21 protein-coding genes are annotated in these 22,637 nt (G+C 66.4%); 16 read left to right on the top strand and 5 right to left on the bottom strand.

From position 1 onward, the window contains the following. Positions 1-42: 42 nt before the first annotated feature. Entirely contained in the window at positions 43-726 is a 684-nt protein-coding gene (locus U5919_RS14085; RefSeq protein WP_336025071.1) for a haloacid dehalogenase type II, read from the top strand. Positions 727-803: 77 nt separating this feature from the next. Here the strand turns inward: U5919_RS14085 and idsA3 are convergent, their stop codons facing one another. Beyond that, positions 804-1,850, bottom strand: coding sequence for a geranylfarnesyl diphosphate synthase (gene idsA3, locus U5919_RS14080; protein WP_336025069.1), 1,047 nt, complete (start codon positions 1,848-1,850; stop codon positions 804-806). A 1-nt stretch (position 1,851) separates the two neighbouring features. Continuing rightward, a complete protein-coding gene (locus U5919_RS14075; protein ID WP_336025068.1) occupies positions 1,852-3,210 on the bottom strand; it encodes an RNase J family beta-CASP ribonuclease in 1,359 nt (452 codons plus the stop codon). 429 nt (positions 3,211-3,639) lie between these two features. On the opposite strand from U5919_RS14075, the gene U5919_RS14070 reads away from it, so the two are divergent. The 7 genes from U5919_RS14070 (at position 3,640) to U5919_RS14040 (ending at position 9,645) form a co-directional block, all read left to right on the top strand. Next, the gene (locus U5919_RS14070; protein WP_336025067.1) at positions 3,640-4,917 is read left to right on the top strand and encodes a sensor histidine kinase; all 1,278 of its coding nucleotides are present in this window, start codon (positions 3,640-3,642) and stop codon (positions 4,915-4,917) included. A 205-nt stretch (positions 4,918-5,122) separates the two neighbouring features. Further along, entirely contained in the window at positions 5,123-5,353 is a 231-nt protein-coding gene (locus tag U5919_RS14065; RefSeq protein ID WP_336025065.1) for an LSM domain-containing protein, read from the top strand. Next, positions 5,350-5,526: a 50S ribosomal protein L37e gene (locus U5919_RS14060; RefSeq protein ID WP_336025063.1), complete on the top strand. Its 177-nt coding sequence runs from the start codon at positions 5,350-5,352 to the stop codon at positions 5,524-5,526. Before U5919_RS14065 ends, U5919_RS14060 begins: the two co-directional genes overlap by 4 nt. Before the next feature lie 139 nt (positions 5,527-5,665). Continuing rightward, positions 5,666-6,244 carry a MogA/MoaB family molybdenum cofactor biosynthesis protein gene (locus tag U5919_RS14055; RefSeq protein ID WP_336025062.1) on the top strand — a complete coding sequence of 193 codons (579 nt, stop codon included), beginning with the start codon at positions 5,666-5,668 and terminating at the stop codon, positions 6,242-6,244. Positions 6,245-6,587: 343 nt separating this feature from the next. Then, a complete protein-coding gene (gene ilvD, locus U5919_RS14050) occupies positions 6,588-8,339 on the top strand; it encodes a dihydroxy-acid dehydratase (protein ID WP_336025061.1) in 1,752 nt (583 codons plus the stop codon). A 179-nt stretch (positions 8,340-8,518) separates the two neighbouring features. Next, a complete protein-coding gene (locus U5919_RS14045) occupies positions 8,519-9,001 on the top strand; it encodes a redoxin domain-containing protein (RefSeq protein WP_336025060.1) in 483 nt (160 codons plus the stop codon). A gap of 86 nt (positions 9,002-9,087) precedes the next feature. After that, complete coding sequence (locus U5919_RS14040; protein WP_336025059.1) at positions 9,088-9,645, top strand: HD domain-containing protein; 558 nt, start codon at positions 9,088-9,090, stop codon at positions 9,643-9,645. Positions 9,646-9,822: 177 nt separating this feature from the next. On the opposite strand, the gene asd is transcribed toward U5919_RS14040, so the two are convergent. Beyond that, complete coding sequence (gene asd / locus U5919_RS14035; protein ID WP_336025058.1) at positions 9,823-10,857, bottom strand: aspartate-semialdehyde dehydrogenase; 1,035 nt, start codon at positions 10,855-10,857, stop codon at positions 9,823-9,825. Positions 10,858-11,065: 208 nt separating this feature from the next. Here asd and U5919_RS14030 point away from each other — a divergent pair, with 208 nt between their 5' ends. Together U5919_RS14030 and U5919_RS14025 are read left to right on the top strand one after the other, a co-directional pair. Continuing rightward, complete coding sequence (locus tag U5919_RS14030; protein WP_336025056.1) at positions 11,066-12,907, top strand: acetyl-CoA carboxylase biotin carboxylase subunit; 1,842 nt, start codon at positions 11,066-11,068, stop codon at positions 12,905-12,907. Between the two features lie 39 nt (positions 12,908-12,946). Beyond that, entirely contained in the window at positions 12,947-13,894 is a 948-nt protein-coding gene (locus U5919_RS14025; RefSeq protein WP_336025054.1) for a biotin--[acetyl-CoA-carboxylase] ligase, read from the top strand. A 144-nt stretch (positions 13,895-14,038) separates the two neighbouring features. Here the strand turns inward: U5919_RS14025 and U5919_RS14020 are convergent, their stop codons facing one another. Beyond that, positions 14,039-14,320, bottom strand: a complete 282-nt coding sequence (locus U5919_RS14020) for a hypothetical protein (RefSeq protein ID WP_336025053.1) — start codon at positions 14,318-14,320, stop codon at positions 14,039-14,041. Positions 14,321-14,518: 198 nt separating this feature from the next. Here U5919_RS14020 and U5919_RS14015 point away from each other — a divergent pair, with 198 nt between their 5' ends. The 3 genes from U5919_RS14015 to U5919_RS14005 all read left to right on the top strand — a co-directional run bounded on the left by U5919_RS14015 (position 14,519) and on the right by U5919_RS14005 (position 17,131). After that, positions 14,519-15,313 carry an inositol monophosphatase family protein gene (locus U5919_RS14015; RefSeq protein WP_336025051.1) on the top strand — a complete coding sequence of 265 codons (795 nt, stop codon included), beginning with the start codon at positions 14,519-14,521 and terminating at the stop codon, positions 15,311-15,313. An 85-nt stretch (positions 15,314-15,398) separates the two neighbouring features. Continuing rightward, positions 15,399-15,848 (top strand): Lrp/AsnC family transcriptional regulator, encoded by a 450-nt coding sequence (locus U5919_RS14010; RefSeq protein ID WP_336025050.1) that lies wholly within the window; start codon positions 15,399-15,401, stop codon positions 15,846-15,848. Between the two features lie 143 nt (positions 15,849-15,991). Next, positions 15,992-17,131, top strand: coding sequence for a DUF63 family protein (locus U5919_RS14005; RefSeq protein WP_336025049.1), 1,140 nt, complete (start codon positions 15,992-15,994; stop codon positions 17,129-17,131). Between the two features lie 198 nt (positions 17,132-17,329). On the opposite strand, the gene U5919_RS14000 is transcribed toward U5919_RS14005, so the two are convergent. Then, complete coding sequence (locus U5919_RS14000; protein WP_336025048.1) at positions 17,330-19,024, bottom strand: YcaO-like family protein; 1,695 nt, start codon at positions 19,022-19,024, stop codon at positions 17,330-17,332. Positions 19,025-19,259: 235 nt separating this feature from the next. Here U5919_RS14000 and tbsP point away from each other — a divergent pair, with 235 nt between their 5' ends. The 3 genes from tbsP (at position 19,260) to folD (ending at position 22,618) form a co-directional block, all read left to right on the top strand. Next, entirely contained in the window at positions 19,260-20,096 is an 837-nt protein-coding gene (gene tbsP / locus U5919_RS13995) for a transcriptional regulator TbsP (RefSeq protein WP_336025047.1), read from the top strand. 264 nt (positions 20,097-20,360) lie between these two features. Then, positions 20,361-21,608 (top strand): serine hydroxymethyltransferase, encoded by a 1,248-nt coding sequence (gene glyA / locus U5919_RS13990; protein ID WP_336025046.1) that lies wholly within the window; start codon positions 20,361-20,363, stop codon positions 21,606-21,608. 122 nt (positions 21,609-21,730) lie between these two features. Further along, on the top strand, positions 21,731-22,618 hold the full coding sequence (gene folD / locus U5919_RS13985; RefSeq protein ID WP_336025045.1) for a bifunctional methylenetetrahydrofolate dehydrogenase/methenyltetrahydrofolate cyclohydrolase FolD: 888 nt from the start codon (positions 21,731-21,733) through the stop codon (positions 22,616-22,618). Positions 22,619-22,637 lie beyond the last annotated feature (19 nt).

Here is a 22,637-nt window from a genome sequence, read left to right as displayed (position 1 = left end):
GATCACCGTACTGTTTTGTCGGTTGCGAGCGAACGTCCGTCGATGCCCTTCGATCCCGACCGCGTGGAGACGGTCACGTTCGACTCCTACAGCACCATCGTCGACGTCGACGCCGCCGAGTCGGCCCTGAAAGACCGCGTCGACGACCCGGAGCCGGTCTCGAAGCTCTGGCGCGCGCGGTCGCTGGAGTACACCTTCGTCGCCAACGAGATCGACGCCTACCAGCCGTTCTACGAGATGAACCGCGACGCGCTCCAGCACGCGCTGGACGCCCACAGCGTCGATCTCTCGACGGACGAGCGCGACGAGATCCTCGCGGTCTACCACGAACTCGACGTCTTCGACGACGTCCGCGAGGGGATCGAACGCCTCCGCGAGGGCGGTTACGACTGCTACGTCGTCTCGAACGGTAATCCAGAAATGCTCGCGTCGATGGTCGAGCACGCCGACATCGGCGACCTCCTCGCGGACACGATCAGCGCCGACGAGGTCGAGACGTTCAAACCGAGAGCCGAACTGTACCGGCACGCTGCGGCGCGAACGGGGACCCCGATCGACGGGATCACACACGTCACCGCGGCGTGGTTCGACGTGATGGGCGCACAACACGCCGGGATGCAGGGCGTCTGGGCGGATCGAAAAGCGAGCCCGTGGGAGCCGTTCGACGGCGAGCCGGACCTGACGGTCGAGTCGCTGTTCGAGTTGGCCGACGCGCTCGGCGTCTGAAGCGTCGAAAAGTGAATCGCAGTCGTTGACCCGGCGGCGACGGTAGTAGCCGCGGTGGCTAAGTAACCGCGATTTGCTCAGTAGCCGCGCGTGATCAGATAGTCCGCAAGGTCTTCTAAGAGCGCCCGCGCCTCGTTGTCCGGAAGGACGTCGAGGTGGGCCTTCGCGTTCGCGGTGAGCTCTTCGGCCTTCGATTCGGCGTACTCGATCGAGCCCGCGGCGTCGAGCTCGTCGACGGCGACGTCGATCTCGGCCTCAGAGACCGAATCGACGTCGTCGGTCCCGACGAGCGAGTCGACGTCGACGCCCCGCTGGCGCGCGTGCAGCGTGATGAGCGTCTCCTTGTTCTCGACGAGGTCGGAGCCGCGCTGCTTGCCGAGTTTCTCGGAGGGAACGGTCAGATCGAGGACGTCGTCCTGAATCTGGAACGCGCGCCCGGAGTCGATGCCGTAGCGGTAGAGCGCCTCGACGGTCTCGTCGTCGGCGTCCATCAGCACCGCGGCCGTCGCGGTCGCCGCGCCGTAGAGCACGGCGGTCTTCAGCTCGACCATTTCGAGGTACTCCTCGGGGAGCACCTCGGTCCGACGCTCGAACTCGACGTCGAGGGCCTGTCCCTCGCAGATCTGCGTGCACGTGGTCGCCAGCCGTCTGACGGCTTCGAGGCCGTTGGCGGGGTCCGCGCCGGTCTCCGAGAGCAACTCGAACGCCTTCGCGTAGAGCGTGTCGCCCGCGAGAATGGCGGTCTCGGTGTCGTACTCCTTGTGGACGGCGGGGACGCCGCGGCGGAGGTCGTCGTCGTCCATAATGTCGTCGTGGATCAGCGTGAACGACTGGATGACCTCGATGCTCGTCGCGGCCGACATAATGTCGATGTCGCTGCCGTCGAGCGCCGGGAACGCGCGGTAGTCGACCGAGAGGGGCTCGACGTCCGCGAGCGCCTCCGCGGTCAGCAGGGCGACGGTCGGCCGGAGCCGCTTGCCGCCGGCCTTCAGCAGGTAGCGCGTCGCCTCGTACAGACGCTCGGGCGACTTCATCGGGACGTCCTCGTCGAGCGCCTCGTTGACGAGCTCGCGCCGCTGTCGGACCGCGTCGAGTACCCGCCCTTCCGCCGCGTCCGAACTCATCTCACTCCACCAGCTGGATCATATTCCCGTTCCGCGTGACGTGCAGATCCCGGCCGAGGGCGTAGCCCTGCGACTCCGCGAGGTCGACGTACGGTGAAAAGCCCTTCAGATCTTGGTGCGCCGGGATGACGTGCTGGGGCTGGAGCGCGTCGAGCATCTGGTAGTGGCCCTCCTCGCGGAGGTGGCCGGAAACGTGGATCTCGTCGTAGATCCGCGCGCCCTGCATCCGCAGCAGGCGCTCGGACTGGTAGCGCTGGCCCTCGTTGGTCGGCTCCGGGATGACCCGCGCGCTGAAGATTACCTTGTCGCCGTCTTCGATTTCGTAGGGAGTCTCGCCGCGACCCATCCGGGTGAGCATCGCGCGCGGCTCGCCTTGGTGGCCCGTGACGACGGGCAGGAAGTTCTCCTTGCCCTCCTTCATAATCCGCTTGAACGTCCGGTCGACGGACTTGCGGTGGCCGTACATCCCGACGTCGTCGGGGAAGTCGACGAAGCCGAGCCGCTCCGCGGTCCCGGAGTACTTCTCCATCGAACGACCAAGCAGGACGGGCTGTCGTCCGATGTCTTTCGCGAACTCGACGATCGAGGAGACGCGTGAGACGTGCGAGGAGAACGTCGTGGCGACGATGCCACCGTCGTAATCTTCGATCGATCGGATCGTGTCTTCGAGGTGGTTACGCGCGTGCGACTCGGAGGGCGTGCGGCCCTTCCGACCCGCGTTCGTACAGTCCTCGATGTAACAGAGGACGCCGTTGCCCTCGCGACCGATCTCGCGGAACCGCTCCATATCGATAGGGTCTTCCAGCACCGGCGAGTGGTCCATCCGCTTGTCGAGGCCGTAAACGATCGCGCCCTCGGGCGTGTGCAGGACCGGGTTGACCGCGTCGATGATCGAGTGCGTCACGTGGACGAATTCCATCTCGACGTTGCCGGAGTCGCCGATCGACATCGTCTCGCCGCCCTCCATCTTGATGAAGTCGTTGTTGAAGCTCCCGCTGAACTTCGTCTCGTCTTCGACCTGCTGTTTCGCGAGCTCGATCGTGAACGGTGCCGCCACGATCGGCGCGTCGTACCGGTGGGCGAGCTTCGGGATCGCGCCGATGTGGTCGAGGTGACCGTGCGTCGGCACGATGGCTTTCACGTCGCCCTCGAGGTCGGACATCACCCGGTCGTCCGGGATCGCGCCCATGTCGATCAGATCGAGGCTGTGCATCTTTTCGGTCTCCACGTTGTCGTGGATGAGGACCTGACTGAGGTTCAGGCCCATATCGAAGATGACGACGTCGTCGCCCGCGCGAACGGCCGTCATCTGTCGACCGACTTCTTCGTATCCGCCAATTGTCGCGATTTCGATTTCCATAGTTGAATCCCGAGCATCGAAAGCCACGGGGAAGGGCTCAACCGCCCTTCCAACGCGGCGGGGTGCTCACTCAAACGTCCCGGCGTGGCGTGGTTGTCGCCCGACTGCGAGGCGACGCGTCTCGGGACCGATCGGCCCCGGCGTCTTACAGCGCGTCGGTCGTCGGTCCCGCGTGCCCCGATCGCATCGAGGCACTTGCCCGCGGGAGTTCTGGTACTGGTCGGTTCTCGGCGGGGGACTAAAAACTATCCGGGTTAGTGACGACCCGTCCGACGAGTCAACGGTGACGGCGGGGAGAACGGGAGTTCCCAGCCGTTCCTCTGCGCCGGACAGGCGTAGCAGATATTATCGTATTCGATACTTTCGGGGAAACGTTGACTATCAAAGACGTCAGCGATACCGATAAGCGTGACTGGGGACGAATCAGCTGTGATCTGCGGGACTGCGGGCGTCGACCTCTTCGAGCGCCTACCGGTGCTGACTGTTTGCACGACGATCGGCGACAACGGTACGCAGACGATCGACGACTGTAACACTCGGTTCGCCCGGCGACTCGACTACGCTCGCGAGGATCTCATCGGGAAGCCCGCGACGGCGGTGTACGCGCCGGGCGCGACGCCGCCAACGCTCGATCCGAACCCAGAGCGCAACGCGGACGCGTGGGAGTGCGAGCAGACCGACGGTTGCGATGCTACCACAAACGAGGACGGTTCGGAGACGACTACGGATGAGAGCGACGCATCGGGGGCGACGGGCCCGCTCGCCCCACGTGGTCGCGATCACCGAAACTCGACAGATTCTCGGCGTTCGGAACCACAGCCGGAGAACGAACGAGATCACGGGTTCACCCGCGCGTTCACCGCGCACGAGTGCGTTTCAGAGGCGGACACAGACGACGGAGACAACCCCGCCGGTTCCGTCTGTACGCTCGTCGGTGTGGATGGGCATCTGATCCAAACCGTCGCGGAGGCGGTCCCACGAGCTGACGAGGCGGACGGGCAGGTCATCTTTCACATCGACGTAACGCGACGACAGCGCCGCGAGCAGCAGGCGGAGGTACTGAATCGCCTGATGCGCCACAACGTCCGGAACGACCTGAATCTGCTTCGAGGACACGCGAACGTCCTCAAGAAGCACGGTGACGACGAGGTCGCCGACTCCGCTGCGGTGCTCGATCGAATCGCCGACCGGTGGCTCGGGTTGGCCGAAACGGTGCGCAACATCGAGCGGCTGTTCGACGAGGTCCCCACGAAGACGGCGGAGCTCTCCGAAGTCATCGCCTCCACGCGTCGGACAGTCGAAGGCGAGTGGACGGAGGGGCGCGTCGAAGCGGCGTGTGAGGTAGACTCATCGATGCGCGTTTCCGAACGACTCCACGTCGCACTCGTCGAACTCTGCGAGAACGGGATCAAGCACAACGACGATCCCGCCACGGGCGACGGACCAGTCGTCCACATCGAAGTAACGCCCAGCCACGTCCCCGACTGGGTCGAGATACGCGTCGTCGACGAGGGGCCCGGAATCCCTCCGCAGGAGTTGACCGCGCTGCACGCCGAGGAGGAAACGCCGCTGCAGCACGGAAGCGGCCTCGGATTTTGGCTGGTCCGCTTCGTCGTTCGACGGCTCGGCGGCGAGATCGCCGCGGAGAACCGGGACGGCGACGGCAGCCGCGTCTCGATACACGTGCCGCTCGCCGCCGACGTCTGATAGGGGTTATCGTAACTGTCCAGATATTCTCGCCACGTGGGGGTGGCGAGAATTCTATGAGGATTTACGATACTCCCGATCAGTGTGAGACGCCCGCAGGCGACTGCTCCCGAACGGACCTCCACCTCGGCGGTCGCGAACGCGGTCGAACGGACGCCGAACGTCGGTCCGGCACATTTAATACCAAAACGGGAGGCGTTGAGGTATGAGCGGACGACCCCTCGACGTTCTCGAAGCCGCACTCGAAGACGTCGTCACGGTCACGTTGAAGGACGGTACCGCGTACTACGGAACGCTTTCCGGGTACGACCAACACATGAACGCCGTGCTCGAACCGTCTGCAGACGCCGAGGACGCCGCCGGAGACCTCGACGCGACGGCGGTCGAAGACACAACGATTATACGCGGCGACAACGTCGTCACGATACAAACATGACGGGCGCAGGAACCCCCAGTCAAGGAAAGAAGAACAAGACGACGCACGTCAAGTGCCGCCGCTGCGGCGAGAAGTCCTACCACGTTAAGAAGAAGAAGTGCTCCTCGTGCGGCTTCGGCAAGTCGGCCAAGCGCCGCAGCTACGAGTGGCAGTCGAAATCGGGCGACAACTGAGCGGCTTCGAATCGAATCGATCTGTTTCTCCGCACCGATCTCCTCGCGGACCCCGTGCCCGTCGGTCCTGTCGTGAGAGTGAATCACACCCGAAGGCCGAGGAGGTGAACCTTTGTCGACGGAACTGCACAGATCCGATATGAGCGACGAGCACGACCACGACTCTCACGAGCACGAGACACACGGTCATCACGACAGCGAATCCCACGAGCACGACGACCACCACGCGCACGACGTCGGCGCGCTGGGCGTGGCGGTGTTCACCGTCTCGACGTCGCGGTCGCTCGACGAGGACCCCGCGGGCGACGTCATCGCGTCGGCCTTCGAATCCGCAGGCCACGAGATTACCGTCAGAGAGGTCGTTCCCGACGACTTCGACACGCTCCAGTCGAAGGTCGATGCCATCGTCGAGCGCGACGACGTCGAGGTGGTCGTCACGACCGGCGGAACGGGCGTTACACCGGACGACGTGACCGTCGAGGCCGTCGGCGACCGCTTCGAGAAGACGCTGCCGGGGTTCGGCGAACTGTTCAGACGCTACTCCGAGGACGAGATCGGAACCCGCGTGGTCGGGACGCGAGCGACGGCGGGAATCGTCCACGGCGTTCCCGTGTTCTGCCTGCCCGGCAGCGAGAACGCCGCGCGACTCGGCAGCGAGGAGATCATCGTTCCCGAAGCGCCGCATCTGGCAGGGTTGGCGACGCGACCCGCGGAGTGAGCGCGAGGGCGAGGCTCTCGGGCGAATTTGGGCGAACAGTCGGCACCCGCTCGCGGACGACCGGGTGGGACGGCCGGGAAGCGTCGCCCTCACACCCGCGTCGACGTGCCGAGCAACCGCGAAGCGGCGCGGGGTAGCTCTCACACCACGGCACCTCTGGCCGCGTTCTCATATATAAACGCTCGCGAACATCATCGCCCCACACCGATAGTAGCGGTTGCAACTGACCTCTCAGCCGATCGCACGACAGCGTGCGATCGAGTGACTGAAGACTTGCAAACGCTACTATATCGCAGTGCGGCTATGCGTGGCCTTTTAATGCCACTGCGACTACGTCCCACGTATGAGCCAGCAGGAACCACCCGAACGGGAGGACGGCGAAGCGGAGCCGTTCTCTCACGGAAAGGACCCGGACCTCCCCAGCTCGGACGTCACGGAGGGCCCGGACAAAGCGCCGCACCGCGCGATGTTCCGCGCGATGGGCTTCGACGACGAGGACCTCGGCTCGCCGATGGTCGGCGTCGCCAATCCCGCCGCCGACATCACGCCGTGTAACGTCCACCTCGACGACGTCGCCGACGCCGCTATCGAGGGCATCGAAGCGGCCGGCGGGATGCCGATCGAGTTCGGCACGATCACCATCTCCGACGCCATCTCGATGGGGACGGAGGGGATGAAGGCGTCGCTGATCTCCCGAGAGGTCATCGCCGACTCCGTCGAACTCGTCGCCTTCGGCGAACGGATGGACGCGCTCGTCACCGTCGCGGGCTGTGACAAGAACCTCCCGGGAATGATGATGGCCTCGATTCGCACGGACCTGCCCTCGGTCTTTCTCTACGGCGGGTCGATTATGCCCGGGCAACACGAGGGCCGCGACGTCACCGTCCAGAACGTCTTCGAGGGCGTCGGCACCTACGCGCAGGGCGAGATGAGCGCCGACGAACTCGACGATCTCGAGCGCCACGCCTGCCCCGGTGCGGGCTCCTGCGGCGGGATGTTCACCGCCAACACGATGGCCTCGATCTCCGAGGCGCTCGGGATGGCTCCGCTCGGCACCGCCGACGCGCCCGCGGAATCGCCCGAGCGCTACGACGTCGCGCGTCGCGCCGGCGAAGCCGTCCTCAACGCCGTCGAGAACGACATCCGCCCCTCCGACATCCTCTCGAAGAAATCCTTCGAGAACGCCATCGCCCTGCAGGTCGCGATCGGCGGCTCGACCAACGCCGTGCTGCACCTGCTCGCGCTCGCCGCCGAGGCCGGGATCGACCTCTCGATCGAGGAGTTCGACGAGATCTCGAAGCGCACGCCGAAGATCGCGAACCTCCAGCCGGGCGGAACGAAGACGATGAACGATCTCCACGAGGAGGGCGGCGTCCCGGTCGTGGTCCGTCGCCTGCTCGACGCCGGGCTGTTCCACGGCGACGCGATGACGGTCACGGGCCGGACGATCGCCGAGGAGCTAGCGCAACTCGATCTCCCCGACGACGACGAGATCGACGGCGACTTCATTTACACCGTCGACGATCCCTACCAAGCGGAGGGCGCGATCAAGATCCTCACCGGGAACCTCGCGCCCGACGGCGCGGTGCTAAAGGTCACCGGCGACGACGCCTTCCACCACCACGGTCCCGCCCGCGTCTTCGAGGGCGAGGAAGAGGCGATGGAGTACGTCCAAGAGGGTCACATCGAGTCGGGCGACGTCCTCGTCATCCGGAACGAGGGCCCGCAGGGCGGCCCCGGGATGCGCGAGATGCTCGGCGTCACCGCCGCCGTCGTCGGTCAGGGTCACGAGGACGACGTCGCGCTCCTGACCGACGGCCGCTTCTCCGGTGCGACCCGCGGCCCGATGGTCGGCCACGTCGCCCCCGAGGCCGCCGTCGGCGGCGCGATCGGCCTCATCGAGGACGGCGACGAGGTCACCGTCGACATCCCCGAACGCGAGCTGTCGGTCGATCTTTCGGAATCCGAACTCGACGCTCGGCGCGAGGCGTGGGAGCCGCGCGAGCCGCAGTACACCTCCGGTGTGCTCGCGAAGTACGGCAACGACTTCGACTCCGCCGCCAACGGCGCGGTGACGAACCCCGGCGCGAAGTGACGGCCCCGGGGTGCGAAAGGCGACACCGCCGCGTTGAGGTCGGCGGCCGTGAAGGTCGCCCCGGTCACGTGCGGCAGCGATTCACGAGAAACGGCTGCTGACGGCCACCGAAGCCGCGCCGCACGCTACCATATCACCCACCATCTTTTGGTCCGTGGCGACCGAATGATAGCAGTGCAATGACTCAATCACCGACGATCGGCGACGAGGCACCGAACTTCCGTGCGACCCTCGCGGACGGCGATCTATCGAAGTTCGAGTTCGCCGACGCGCTCGGCGACGGTCCGGTCGTCCTCGCCTTTTTCCCCGGCGCGTTCACCCCGCCGTGTACGAGCGAGATGGTCGCCTTACAGGAATCCCTCGCCGACTTCGAGGCCGCGGGCGCGACCATCTACGGCGTGAGCGCCGACTCGGCGTTATCGCAGAACGCCTTCCGGGAGAAGCACGGCATCGAGTTTGGCCTACTCAGCGATATGGCCCGCAGCGCGATCGACAAGTACGGACTGGAGATCGATATCGACGCCCTCGGACTCGTGGGCGTCGCGAACCGCGCGGTGTTCATCATCGACGAGGACGGCATTATCGCGTACGACTGGATCTCCGAGGACCCGACGAACGAACCCGACTACGAGGAACTGCTCAACGAAGTGCGGGAACTCTGAGTCGGGGCGTGTGCGGAGCCCGTCCACCGGATCCGCCGCGCAGACCGCTTCGAAACTCTACTTGTTGATGCCGCCGTAGCCCGGGTATGAGCGAAGGTTCGGTCCGTGCGATCTTTCCGGAACTCGACGCGATCGAGGACGACAGCCTGCGTTCGGGCGTCGTCGACGCGTGGACGACCGCGATGGAAGAACACGACGTCGACGACCTCGCGGCGGTCCCGTGGCTGCCGCCGACGCAGCGGGAGTTGAGGATCGAAGACGAGACGCTCGTCGGCCACGTGCGCGACGTGACCGCCGGCTCCGTCGCCCTCGCGGAGCGACTCACCGAGCGCCGCGGCGACAGACTGGATCTGGACCTCGACGTCGTCGTCGCGGGCGCGCTCGTCCACGACGTGAGCAAGCTCGCGGAGTTCGACGGGATGGACGACACGCCCGTTTACGACCTCCTCGGGCATCCGTACTACGGCGTTCACGTCGTCGCACGAGTCGGCCTGCCGGTCGAAATCGCCCACATCGTCCTCTCTCATACGAGTCGAACGAACGTCGAGCTGGCGACGATCGAAGCCGAGATCGTCCGGCGGGCCGACGAGGTTGCCGCCGCGGCGATCCGGTGGCGCGCGACTGACGACCTGCGGACAGTATAGCTGAGGAGGGGCGTCGCGGTCGCTGTCAGCGGAAGTCGTGTGCAAGAACTAGTACCGCGAGGCGAGCGAAGCGAGCCGAGCGGGAAGTTTTTCCCTCCAGGTTTTTGTACGGTGGGTTCCCGCAGCGAACGCAGTGAGCGAGGAAACCCACCGCTGGAAAAAGGTGGGTGGTTGATTTTAGACCCAACCCTCTTCGACGAGGAGTTCGCCGTTGAGGACGGATGCGCCGGCCGCGCCGCGGATCGTGTTGTGTGCGAGGCAGTTGTACTTCACGCCGTTCGTCGTCTCCTGCAGCCCGCCGGCGGAGATCTGCATCCCGTCGCCGCGCTCGCGGTCGAGTCGGGGCTGCGGGCGGTCGAAGTCGTCGAAGACGTGGATGAGCTGATCCGGCGAGGAGTGGAGATCCGGGCTCGGGTACTCGCGCATCGCCGCGGCGGCGTCCTCGGGAGTGATAGACTCGCTCGTCTCCGCGAAGACGTTCTCCAAGTGGCCGTCGAGCGTGGGGATGCGGTTACAGGAGGCGGCGACGTCCATCCCGTGCAGTTCGAGTTCCGCGCCGTCGAACGAGCCGAGGAGCTTCCGGGATTCGGTCTCCATCTTGTCGTCCTCGCCGTTGATGTGCGGGATCGCGTTGTCGATGATCTCCATCGAGGTCACGCCGGAGTAGCCCGCGCCGGAGACGGCCTGCAGCGTCGACACTTGCACCGATTCGAGGCCGAACTGAGCCAGCGCCGCGAGCGTCGGGACCATCGTGATCGTCGAGCAGTTCGGGTTCTTCACGAGCGCGCCGTCCCAGCCGCGCTGGTCGCGCTGGACCTCGATCAGATCGAGGTGACCGGGGTTGATTTCGGGGATGGTGAGCGGGACGTCCGGGGCCATCCGGTCGTTCGAGGAGTTCGAGGAGACGACGTAGCCCGCTTCGAGGAAGTCGGGCTCGACGTCGGCGGCGGCACCGGAGGGCAGCGACGAGAAGAGGAGATCAACGTCGTCTGGGACTTCCTCGGGGGCCGTCGAAGTGACGGTCATCTCCGCGATGTCGTCCGGAATCGGCGTGTTCACGCGCCACTTGGCGGCGTCGCGGTAGCTCTTTCCCGCGCTCGACTCCGACGCCGTCAGCGCCGCGAGCTCGAAGGTCGGGTGGTCTTCGAGAAGCTGGATGAATCGCTGTCCTACCGCGCCCGTCGCGCCGAGGATACCGACACGTACTGTCATTGTCGTTGGCGTGGGAGGCACACACATAAGGCGGTTTGGATTCTCTCCGTATCTCACGATCGTTCAACGGCGTCGGTGTCTCGGTTCGCACACCCGACGAACAGTCGATTTCGACGGCCGAGAATCGACGGAGAAATCGACGATCGTCGAATGTGCCTTCGTGCAGAACCGACAGATAGAGGTGGCGCGTTTCAGAACACATCGGCAAATGTTCAACAAGGTTCTCGTCGCCAACCGCGGGGAGATCGCCCTCCGGGTGATGCGGGCGTGCCGCGACTTGGGCGTGCGGACCGTCGCCGTCTACAGCGACGCCGACAAGCACGCCGGTCACGTCCGGTTCGCCGACGAGGCGTACAACGTCGGTCCCGCGCGCGCGGCGGACTCGTACTTGGATCACGAGGCGATCATCGAGGCCGCTCGGAAGGCGGGTGCGGAGGCGGTCCATCCCGGCTACGGCTTCCTCGCCGAAAACGCGACGTTCGCGCGGAAAGTCGAGGAGACCGAACTGACGTGGATCGGCCCCTCCGCCGACGCGATGGAGCGCTTGGGAGAGAAGACGAAGGCCCGCGCGTTGATGCAGGAGGCCGACGTGCCGGTCGTTCCGGGCACGACCGAGCCCGTCGAATCCGCCGAAGAGGTGAAGGAGATCGCCGCGGAGTACGGCTACCCGGTCGCGATCAAGGCCGAGGGCGGCGGCGGCGGGCGCGGTCTGAAGGTCGTCGAGTCGGCCGAGGAAGTCGAGTCACAGCTGGAGACCGCCCAGCGCGAGGGCGAGGCGTACTTCGACAACTCGTCGGTGTACGTCGAGAAGTACCTCGAATCGCCGCGGCACATCGAGGTGCAGATCCTCGCCGACGAGCGCGGCAACGTCCGCCACCTCGGCGAGCGCGACTGCTCGCTGCAGCGCCGCCACCAGAAGGTCATCGAGGAAGCGCCCTCGCCCGCGCTCGACGACGACCTCCGCGAGCGGATCGGCGAGGCGGCCCGACGCGGCGTCAGCGCCGCGGACTACACGAATGCGGGGACGGTGGAGTTCTTGGTGGAAGATGGGGAGTTCTACTTCATGGAGGTCAACACCCGGATTCAGGTCGAACACACCGTCACCGAGGAGATTACCGGCATCGACGTGGTTAAGTGGCAACTCCGGGTTGCCGCCGGCGAGGAACTCGACTTCGCACAGGAGAACGTGGCGTTCGACGGCCACGCGATCGAGTACCGGATCAACGCCGAGAACGCGGCCGCCGAGTTCGCGCCCGCGACGGGCACACTGGAGACGTATGACCCACCGGGCGGCATCGGCGTCCGCATCGACGACGCGGTCCGCCAAGGCGACGAGATCGGCGGCGACTACGACTCGATGATCGCGAAGCTGATCGTCTCCGCGAGCGACCGAACGGAGTGTCTGGCACGCTCGGAGCGTGCGCTCTCGGAGTTCGAGATCGAGGGCGTCGAGACGATCGTCCCGTTCCACCGACTGATGATCACCGACGAGGCGTTCCGATCGGGCGAGCACACCACGAAGTACCTCGACGAGGAGCTCGACCCGCGTCGGATCGAACGCGCGGTCGAGAAGTGGGGATCGGGCGACACCGCTGCGGCCCCCGACGGAGCGGACGGATCCGAGGGCGACGAGGACCACGTGACCGAACGGGAGTTCACCGTCGAAGTCAACGGCAAGCGCTTCGAGGTCAACCTCGAAGAGCGCGGCGCGCCCCCGATTCCAGACCTCGACGCCGTCGGCAACGGCGGCGTGTCGGGCGGTACGGGCAGCGCCTCGACGCGCTCGCGACCGGACGAGGCGACCGACGACGGCGGCGAGGTCGTCGTCGAGGGCGACGGCGAAACGGTCACCGCGGAGATGCAGGGGACGATCCTCTCGGTCGATGTCGAGGAGGGCGAGGAAGTCGCTGCGGGCGACGTCGTCTGCGTGCTCGAAGCGATGAAGATGGAGAACGACGTGGTGGCCGAGCGCGGCGGCACCGTCACGCAGGTACTCGTCGGCGAGGGCGACAGCGTCGATATGGACGACGTGCTCGTCGTCCTCGAATAGCGGGTGAAAAACAGCTATGCGTGAGATGAGAGAGGCACGATGAACGAGACCCGACGGACGCTGTTGCGAGCGCTGTCTGACGGCCCCGTTCCGGGCCCGGAACTGGCCGAGCGGCTCGACGTGTCGCGCGCGGCGGTCTGGAAGCAGGTCGAAGCGCTCCGCGAGGAGGGCTTCGACATCGAGAGCGGTGAGGCCGGCTACCGAGTCGTCGGCGTCCCAGCGTACGGTGCGGCCGCCATTGAATTCGGCCTCGACGCCCCCTACACGGTCGAGTATCACGAGCGGATCGAGAGCACGAACAGTCGCGCGAGAGCGCTGGCCGAGGCGGGCGAAACGGACGTCGTCGTCGCCGCCGACGAACAGACCGGCGGACGGGGTCGCCTCGCGCGCGAGTGGACCGCGCCGTCGGGCGGGATCTGGGCGAGCGTCCTTCTTCGCCCCCGACGCCCGCCCGCGGAGATTCCGCTGTACACGCTCGCCGCGGCCGTCGCGGTCGCCCGAGCCGCTCGAGAGGTCGGCGTCGACGCGCGGATCAAGTGGCCCAACGACGTCCTCGTCGCGGGCGACGACGGCGAGGAACGAAAGCTCTGCGGCGTCCTGACGGAGATGGAAGGCGAGGCCGACCGCGTCTCGTGGCTGATCGTCGGGATCGGCGTGAACGCGAACGTCGACGCCGACGCGCTGCCGACGGGGGCGATGAGCCTGCGCGCGGAGGCGGGCGACGTGGACAGGCGCGCGTTCCTCCAGTCCGTCCTCGGAGCGCTTCACGAGCTCACGAGCGAGGAGGCCGACGTCCGCCGGATCCTCGACGCGTGGCGCGAACGGGCCGCGACGCTCAGTCGTCGCGTGCGCGTCGAGACCCCCAGCGGGACCGTCGAGGGCGAGGCCGTCGACGTGCGCTTTCCGGGGAGTCTCGTCGTCCGAACCGACGAGGGCGACGAGCGCGTCGTCCACGCCGGCGATTGCGAGCACCTCCGTCCGGCCTGAGGTATCTCCGTCCAGTCTGAGGCACCTTCGTCCAGTCTGAGACACCTCTGCCCAGCCTGATCGCTACACGGCGAGTCGCAGACGCTCGTTGACTTCGATCGACGACAACGCGACAAAAGGGCCCGTACTCGGCGTCGACGCCGCTTAGCTACCGTCGCCGCCGTCGGTCAGGGGTCGGCCGCCGGCCGTGAGAACGCCGTCGGCGATCTCGCGGGCGTCGGCGGGCGACGGACGGGTCCCCTCGACGAACTGGTCGCCGAGCGCTTCGACGACGCTCATCACGTCCGAGAGCGTTCCGTGCTCGGAGACGTCCGCGAAGACGTCCTCGTAGACGTGGGCTTCCCAGTAACTGATCTCGTAGTCGTAGGTGTCTGCCTGCGAGGCGACTGCGTATTGGAGCTGTCGTGCCGCGTCTGACGGGCGCATACCTCCATTACTGTCGTACGAATACTAAAAGGTACTCAGACTCGAAATTGAGTTAATTATCTCCGATCCGCTCTCTTCGACAGATCCAGCGGCGCGCTCGTGACCGGGCAGGTCCCGGTGGTGCGCTCAGACCCGGAGGCGCGCTGGCGACGCCACGAAACCCGTGCGTTTACGATGGGGGCGGACGGCCTGTGAGTTATGGATACGGCCGATCGGGCGTCGGTAGCGCGACGGGCGGCAGAGGCGGGTGCGACCGTCGCAAATGAGCGGTTCCGGACCCGTCACGACGTCGAGCAGAAGACAGAGAAGACGGACGTCGTGACGCAGGCCGACCGGGACGCGCAGGCCGCCGTCATCGAGGTACTCCGGGAGGCGTGCCCCGAGGACGCGGTCGTCGGCGAGGAGGACGACGAACTGAAGCGGGTGCCCGAATCCGGCCCGGCGTGGATCGTCGATCCCATCGACGGGACGAACAACTACGTCCGCGGGATGCGCGTGTGGGGGACCGCCGTCGCGGCGGTTCTCGACGGGCAGCCGGTCGCCGGCGCGTCGGACTTCCCGGCGTTGAACGACCGCTACTGGACTGACGGTGAGACGACGTACCGAAACGGGGATCGCGTCACCGTGTCGACGAAAACCGACCCCGAGGCGTGCGTCGTCACGCCGACGATGTGGTGGGACTTCGACGCGAGGGGGCAGTACGGCCGGGCCTGTCAGGCGCTGGCGGATCGGTTCGGCGACCTCCGGCGGATGGGATGCGCGCAGGCGGAACTCGCGGCCGTCGCCGACGGGTCGCTCGACGGCGTCGTGACGAACCTTCGGGCCTTCCCGTGGGACACGGTAGCCGGCGTCGCGATGATCCGGGCCGCGGGGGGACGGGTCACGGACCTCGCGGGCGACCGCTGGCGACACGACTCGGTCGGACTCGTCGCCTCGAACGGGCGGATTCACGACACGCTCCTCGAAGCCGCCCGAGAGATCGACGAGTCCTGAGGCTGCCGGACGCGAGTCTGCAAACGAATTCGTCAGTCGGCATCAACCCACAAACCGCAAGTCGGTGGGCTACGATAGTCACCGTATGGAGCTCGACGAGACGGATCGAGAAATCCTGCGCATTCTCCAAGCCAACGCACGGACGCCGTTCAGCGAGGTCGCTCGGCGGATCGATATGTCCAGTGCGACGGTGCACGACCGCGTCGGTCGGATGGAGGAGGCCGGGGTGATCGAGGGGTACCACGCGAAGATCGACCCGCGTTCGGTCGGCCTCGGGACCTCGGCGTTCGTCGGGCTCCGTATCGAACAGGGACGCGAGGACGACGCACTCGACCGGCTGCGAGACATCGAAGGCGTCCAAGAGATCCACCTCACGACCGGCGAGTGGGACGTGATGCTCCGGGTGACCGCCGAGGACACTGACGGCCTACGCGAACTGATGTTCGACGAGATCGCCCGGATCGAGGGGTTCTCACGGTCCCAGACGATGGTCATCCTCGCGACCGACCTCGACGACCGGGCGCTCCCGATCTGAGGTGCGGGCCGAACGGAGATCGGTTCTGGGCGGAGATCGGTACCGAACGAAGATCGATCTGACCGGAGGTCCGGTTAGCACCCTGAAACGTCCCGTCAGCGGAGACCGGAATCCTCAACACGACTGCCGTCTGCGTTTCCTCTATGTCAACAGTCGCCGAACGCGTCGGCGTCGCACCCGAGCGGCTCTGGGCGGGCGGGGTGCTGACCGCGCTCGCCGCGCTCGTCGTCGGCGTGCTCGCCTTCCCGGAGGTCGTCTACGACGGCTTCATCTGGCACTACTTCTGGGGCCCCGTGCAGGCGGACGCCAACTCCGCGGTGTGTGCGGTCCGGCCGGGGAGTACCGTCGAGTACATCTACGATGCACAGGCCTGTTCGAACGCCGCCGAGCCCGTCGCATACCCCGGCTACACCCTCGTCTCGGAAGTCGGCTACATGGTCACGCTGCTCGTCGCGCTGATCGGCGTGGTCTTCCTCCTTCGACGCCTCGATCTGGGAACCGACCGGGAGTTCTTCTACGCGCTCCTGCCGTTCGTCTTCTTCGGCGGCGCGCTCCGCGTCGTCGAGGACGCAAACGACGCCGTTCCGGCCGCGGAGGCGCTCATCAGCTACCCGTTGAACACGCTCTTTATCAGCCCGATCATCTACTTCACCGTCTTCGCGATCACGCTCGTCGCGGTCGTCGCCGCCGTCTGGGCCGCCCGAGCGGGAGTTGTCGAGCGGTACGATTACGCGCTGTTCGGGACGGGGTCGGTCGTCCTCCTCGCCACGCTCGGCTACCTGTTCTGGCTCGTGCTCACGGGAGCCGAGGGAGTCGAGTTCTACCCGCAGGTGTCGGCGGTCGTCCTCGCCGGCGCGACGGTCGCCGCTCTCGCGACATGGGCGCTCATCGAACGGTTCGCCCCCGGCGTCAACGCGGGAACCGAAAAAATCGGCTTCGTCATCCTCTGGGGTCACGCGGTCGACGGCGTCGCCAACGTCGTCGGCCTCGACTGGATGCCGGCGATCGGTGCCGGGGCGAATCTGATCCCGAAACACCCGGTGAACCAGTTCGTCGTCGACGTCACCGGCTCGCTCTTGCCCGCATCGGTGCTCGCGGTGACCGGTGACACGTGGCCGTTCCTCCTCGTGAAACTCGTCGCGGCGACGTTCGTGATTTGGGTGTTCGAAGCGGAGATCTTCGAGGAGAGCCCGCGCTACACGATGTTGCTGCTCGTTGCGGTGCTCGCGGTCGGTCTCGGCCCCGGAACGCGGGATATGCTCCGCGCGACGTTCGGCGTGTGAACCGGAGACAGGCACCGATTCGACGAGAGGAGACGGGCGTCGGTTCGGACGAGACTTTTTGTACTGAAACGCGGCCAACGCCGGTATCCGCTGCATTCGACCACGCGGCGACTCGCGGGAGTCCGACACACCGCCGCGTGGAACAGTCGTGTCGGCTGTCAGCCCCACACGTGCTCACGACTCACCGCCGTCTCCCGCCTACGGATACGGGTGATACGCGCGGTCGAGTTCCGGGTCGAATCCCAGCGACTCCGGGACCGTCCGCGCGCGCTCGCCGAAGAACGGTTCGCCCTGAAAGAGCGGTTGGGCTTCCGGCACGAGCACGCGGACCGCCTCGAAGCCGAGCGCGTCGACGTCCGCGGTCGTCGTTCGAGCGGCGTAGGCGTCGAGATCGACCGCGGTGAATCGGTTGAGCGCCGCCTCCAGCTCGGCCTCGCCAGTCGGGACCGCCTCCGGGCCGACCCGCTCGGCCGGAACGGCCGCGTCGACGTCGACGAACGCCCGAGCGGCGTCGGGGAAACTCGCGTACTCGCCGATCGCGCCACCCTCGTCGGCTGCTTGCTCGGGCCCCATCGCCCGCAATTCCATCCAGTTCTGGAGCGCCTCCGCGAGCGCCGAGCGCGCGGCGTCGACCGGATCGAGCGACGCGCCGGAACCGACGGCGAACGCCGGCCAGTCGCCGTCGCGGTGGACGGCCGCCGCGACGACGGGGATGTCGACGTCTTGGGTGACGAGCAGCGTCGTCACCGACAGGTCTTCCGCGCGAGCCCGTTTTTCGAGCGCCGCGAACCGCGCGTCCGACACCGAGAGCGCCAACGGCTCGAACGACGAGTACCACGCCAGCATCGTCGCGTCGCGTTCGACCACCTCGTAGAGCCCCGAGAGCAGCGCGTCGACGCCCGAGTTCCCGAGCCCGAGCCCCGTCGTGATCGCCGGTTTGAACCGTTCTTCTGGCGGGGGATAGTGCACGAACTCCGCGGGAAGCGACACGGACTCCTCCGTTCGGAGGTCGACGCCGTCGACCCACGGGACCGGCGTCTCCGGATCCGGTGCGTGGAAGCTGTCGGGGCGGACGAACCGGGCGGGCGACACCGGGCGCGCGCGCGTTCGCTCGGGCGCGACGGTGAACTCCGAGCGGCGGTAGACACCGGCGCAGTAGCGTTCGAGCGCCTCACCGAGCGCTCTCATAAACGCGGCGTCCCAGTCGGGATCGACCCCGGCGGCGAGCTCTGCGGCCCGCGTATCGCTGAACCCGCTCGTGTCGGCCGTCTGTGCGAGGTAGTACGGGACTGGGAACGACTCGCGCTCGCCGACCTGCGACACGATCCCCGTCCGCTCGTCGAGCGCGCGCTCCGCGCGGGCGAGCGAGTCGTCGAGGTCGACGTCGCGGAACTCGCGCCGCAGCGTCCGATCACGCGAGGTGGCGTCCGAGACCGGAAGGACCCGCCGCTCGGCGGCGATACCGGTTCCCGAGATCTCCGCGACGGTCCCCGCCATATCATCGCTCACGAGCAGTGCAACGGCGCGCCGCCCGGCGATCGCTCCCGCAAGTCTCACAGCGCTTCGATCGCCCGACGGTGAGCCCGTCGACTCCGTCGTCGCCGAGACGCGAGCCGCGAGATCGGAGAAGCGAGCGCCAGCGGGGCCGAACGCGGAGACCGAGGCGTCGATCGAATCGACGACACAGCCGCCGATACCGCCGATTTCCACCACCACGACACGATCTGTGTTGCCGTCGATTTCGTGGGGAACGTCGCTTCCGGCGGGGACGACGGCGACAGTCAGGGGCGGATCGGTGGCGTCGGCGACGACCCGCGCGTCGATGTCGTCGAACGCGGCCTCCGCAGCGGCGGCCGCCGGGCCGCTTCCGACGAGTTCGATTTCGTAGGTCACACCTTCGTCGTGGTGGGTACGGAAGTAAAATCGCGGGGGTCGAAAGCGGGCACGGTGGGTCAGTTCCGCTGAGTGCGTCGACGAGTTCGCTTGGGGGCATCAACGAGTTCGACTGGGAGAACCGCCGTCGAAAACCATTCCCGATGGTTGAAAGCGGCCTGCACGGACGAAACGGGGAAAAATACGTTGCCAGCCGACGGTAAAATTAAATATCCGCTCGCGAGTTATCCATCGTATGTCCTCCGGTACGAACGTGCACGGCACGTCTGTCGAGCGCGTTATTTCGTCAGCTCTCCAGCCCGCCACGGGAGCAGTGTACGTGGTCGGTCCAACGCCGGCCGTCGTCGAGTCGCTCGTCGAATTCAGCGTCGATATCGCGGAGCGTCCGTCGCTCCGGCTCCTCGCCGACGAGCCGCTTTTGAAGGGCGTGTTCGAGGACTTTCCGACCGCGAGCGACGCCGCCGATCTCATCGCCAGCGGCGCGCTCGAACTCCGCGTTCCCGACGGGCCCGCGGAGAACACGCTCCTCGTGACCGACGAGTCGGTCGTCGCGGTCGTCACCGCCGGCGACCAAGTCGTCGGGTTGCGGACCGACAAAGCGTCGTTCGTGCAGAGCGCGCGAGCGACCTACGCGGAGGCCTTTCAGTCGGCCGAACAGTTCACGCTCCGGACGCCGGCGATCTCGGCGGTTCGAGAGTCTCTCGAAGCGGAGTTCGAACCGACGGTCCGCGCGGACTTCGACGCCGTCCTCGAATCCCTTCGAGACCGGCGCGCCGCGGAGACCGACCTCGACGAGGTGGTGATCAGCCTGCTTGTCGCCGCGAGAAACGAACTGCTCCTGTACGACATCTCGCGGTGGGGCGAAGACGTCGGTATCGCGAGCAAGGCGACGTTTTCCCGGACCAAGACCGAACTAGAGGAGGCGGGGGTGATCGAAACCGAGAAGGTCCCGATCGACGTCGGGCGTCCGCGACTCCGATTGCGACTCGGTGACGAACGGCTTCGCGCGTCCGACACGGCCGACTTGGCCGGCATCGCCGGGGAGATCCTCGGTCGATCCGCCGCCGAGTAGCCCAAGTCGAATCGAGTAGCGCTCCAGCCGCATCAAGTACTCTCCAGCCGTTCCGAGTATCCTCCAGACGCATGAGGTGGAGCCGTGTTGGATGACTCCCAGTCGCTGGCTCGTCCCACAATATATTCTCTATCTTATACTCTGTGTCAGACATCTACGCCTGTGTGCCCGTATTTTCACGATTGATGGGCCGACCTCGATCGAATCCGACGGAACAGCGCTGAAGTAAACACACTTATTGGATGGACGAACGCGGTAACTCGTATGGACGACAGCCACGTCCGCGACGTCGACCCAGCCGTCGCAGACGCTCTCTCCGGCGAAGTGCAGCGCCAGCGAGACACGCTCGCGATGATCGCGAGCGAGAACCACGCGAGTCGCGCAGTACTGGAAGCGCAGGGCAGCGCGCTCACGAACAAATACGCGGAAGGCTACCCGGGAGAACGGTACTACGCGGGCTGTGAGTACGCGGACGTTGTCGAGGAACTGGCGATCGATCGAGCAAAGGAACTGTGGGGCGCGGCGCACGTGAACGTCCAGCCGCACTCGGGATCGCAGGCGAACATGGGCGTCTACCTCGCGATGCTGGATCCCGGCGACAAGATCCTCTCGCTGGATCTCACCCACGGTGGCCACCTCAGCCACGGTCATCCCGCGAACTTCGCGGGCCAGACCTACGAGGTCAGGCAGTACGAGGTCGACGCGGAAACGGGCTACGTCGACTACGAGGGACTCGCCGAGATCGCCGACTCCTTCGATCCCGACATCATCGTCTCGGGCTACTCCGCGTACCCGCGCGACGTCGACTGGGAGCGCGTGCAGGAAGTCGCCGACGACGTCGACGCCTACCACCTCGCGGACATCGCACACATCACCGGCCTCGTCGCCGCGGGCGTTCACTCCTCGCCCGTCGGCGTCGCCGACTTCGTGACCGGATCGACGCACAAGACGATCCGCGCGGGCCGCGGCGGGATCATCATGTGCGAAGAGGAGCACGCCGACGCCATCGACAAGGCCGTCTTCCCCGGTGCGCAGGGCGGCCCCCTGATGCACAACATCGCGGGCAAGGCCGTCGGGTTCGGCGAGGCGCTCTCCGAGGAGTTCGACGCCTACGCCGAACAGACCGTCAAAAACGCGAAGTCGCTCGCGGATCGGCTCGAGGAACACGGCCTCAACCTCGTCTCCGGCGGCACCGACAACCACCTCGTGCTCGCCGACCTGCGCCCGTCGCACCCCGAGACGACCGGCAAGGACGTCGAGGCCGCGCTCGAAACCGCCGGCATCGTGATGAACGCGAACACGGTGCCGGGCGAGACGCGCTCGGCGTTCGATCCCAGCGGGATCCGCTTGGGGACGCCGGCGATCACCACCCGCGGGTTCGACGAGGAGGCGACGCGCGAAGTCGCAGACCTCGTCGTCCGCGTGATCGACGACTACGACGACGAGAGTGTCGTCGCGTCGGTCGCCGAGCGCGTCGACGAGCTCACCGACGAGTACCCGCTGTACGACTGAGCGTTGTCGGAACCAGCAGTAGAGCCATCGATACCCGCCGATTTTTGGAGAAGACGACCGGAGAGCCGCGCGCCCAAACCCACACCTTTCAAGTGTGGTACCGACCCCCGTTAGGATAGACTATGACCGAGATCATCGACGGCAACGAGGTCGCTTCCGACATCCGAAACGGGCTGCTCGACAGCATCGAAACGCTGACAGAGGCCGGAACGACGCCCTGTCTTGCGACGGTGCTGATGAACGAGGATCCCGCGAGCGCGACGTACGTCTCGATGAAGCACAAAGACTGTAAGGAGGTCGGCATCGCCACGCGCGATATCGAACTCGATCCCGAGACGCCCGCCGAGGAACTCTTCGACACCATCGACGAACTGAACGCCGACCCCGAAGTACACGGCATCCTCGTGCAGATGCCGCTGCCGGATCACGTCGACGAGCGGGAGGTCCTGCGTCGGATCGACCCCGGCAAGGACGTCGACGGCTTCCACCCCGAGAACGTCGGCCGCCTCGTCGCCGGCAACGCCCGATACAAGCCCTGCACGCCCCACGGCGTCCAGAAGCTCTTGGCCGCCGCGGACGTCGAAACCGAGGGCGCAGACGCCGTCGTCGTCGGGCGCTCGAACATCGTCGGCAAGCCGATGGCCAACCTTCTGATCCAGAAGGCCGAGGGCGGCAACGCGACAGTCACGGTCTGTCACTCCCGCACGGACGACCTCGCCGAGAAAACCCGGAACGCGGACATCGTCGTCGCCGCCGCGGGTGTCCCGGAGATGATTACCGGCGAGATGATCACAGAGGGGACGGTCGTCATCGACGTCGGCATCAACCGCGTCGAGACCGACGGGGGGTCCGAACTCGTCGGCGACGTCGACTACGACAGCGTCGAGCCGAAGGCCAGCGCGATCACGCCCGTTCCCGGCGGCGTCGGTCCGATGACGCGCGCGATGCTCCTGTGGAACACGGTGAAGTCCGCGGGCGACGTCGCCGACATCGACGTCGACCTCCCGTAGGGTCGGAATCGAGCCCCGA

Source organism: Halobellus sp. LT62, assembly GCF_037031285.1.
Taxonomy (GTDB): Archaea; Halobacteriota; Halobacteria; order Halobacteriales; family Haloferacaceae; genus Haloquadratum; species Haloquadratum salinisoli.
Note: the sequence above shows the minus strand (reverse complement) of the source record. Positions and strands in the feature narration are given on the sequence as shown.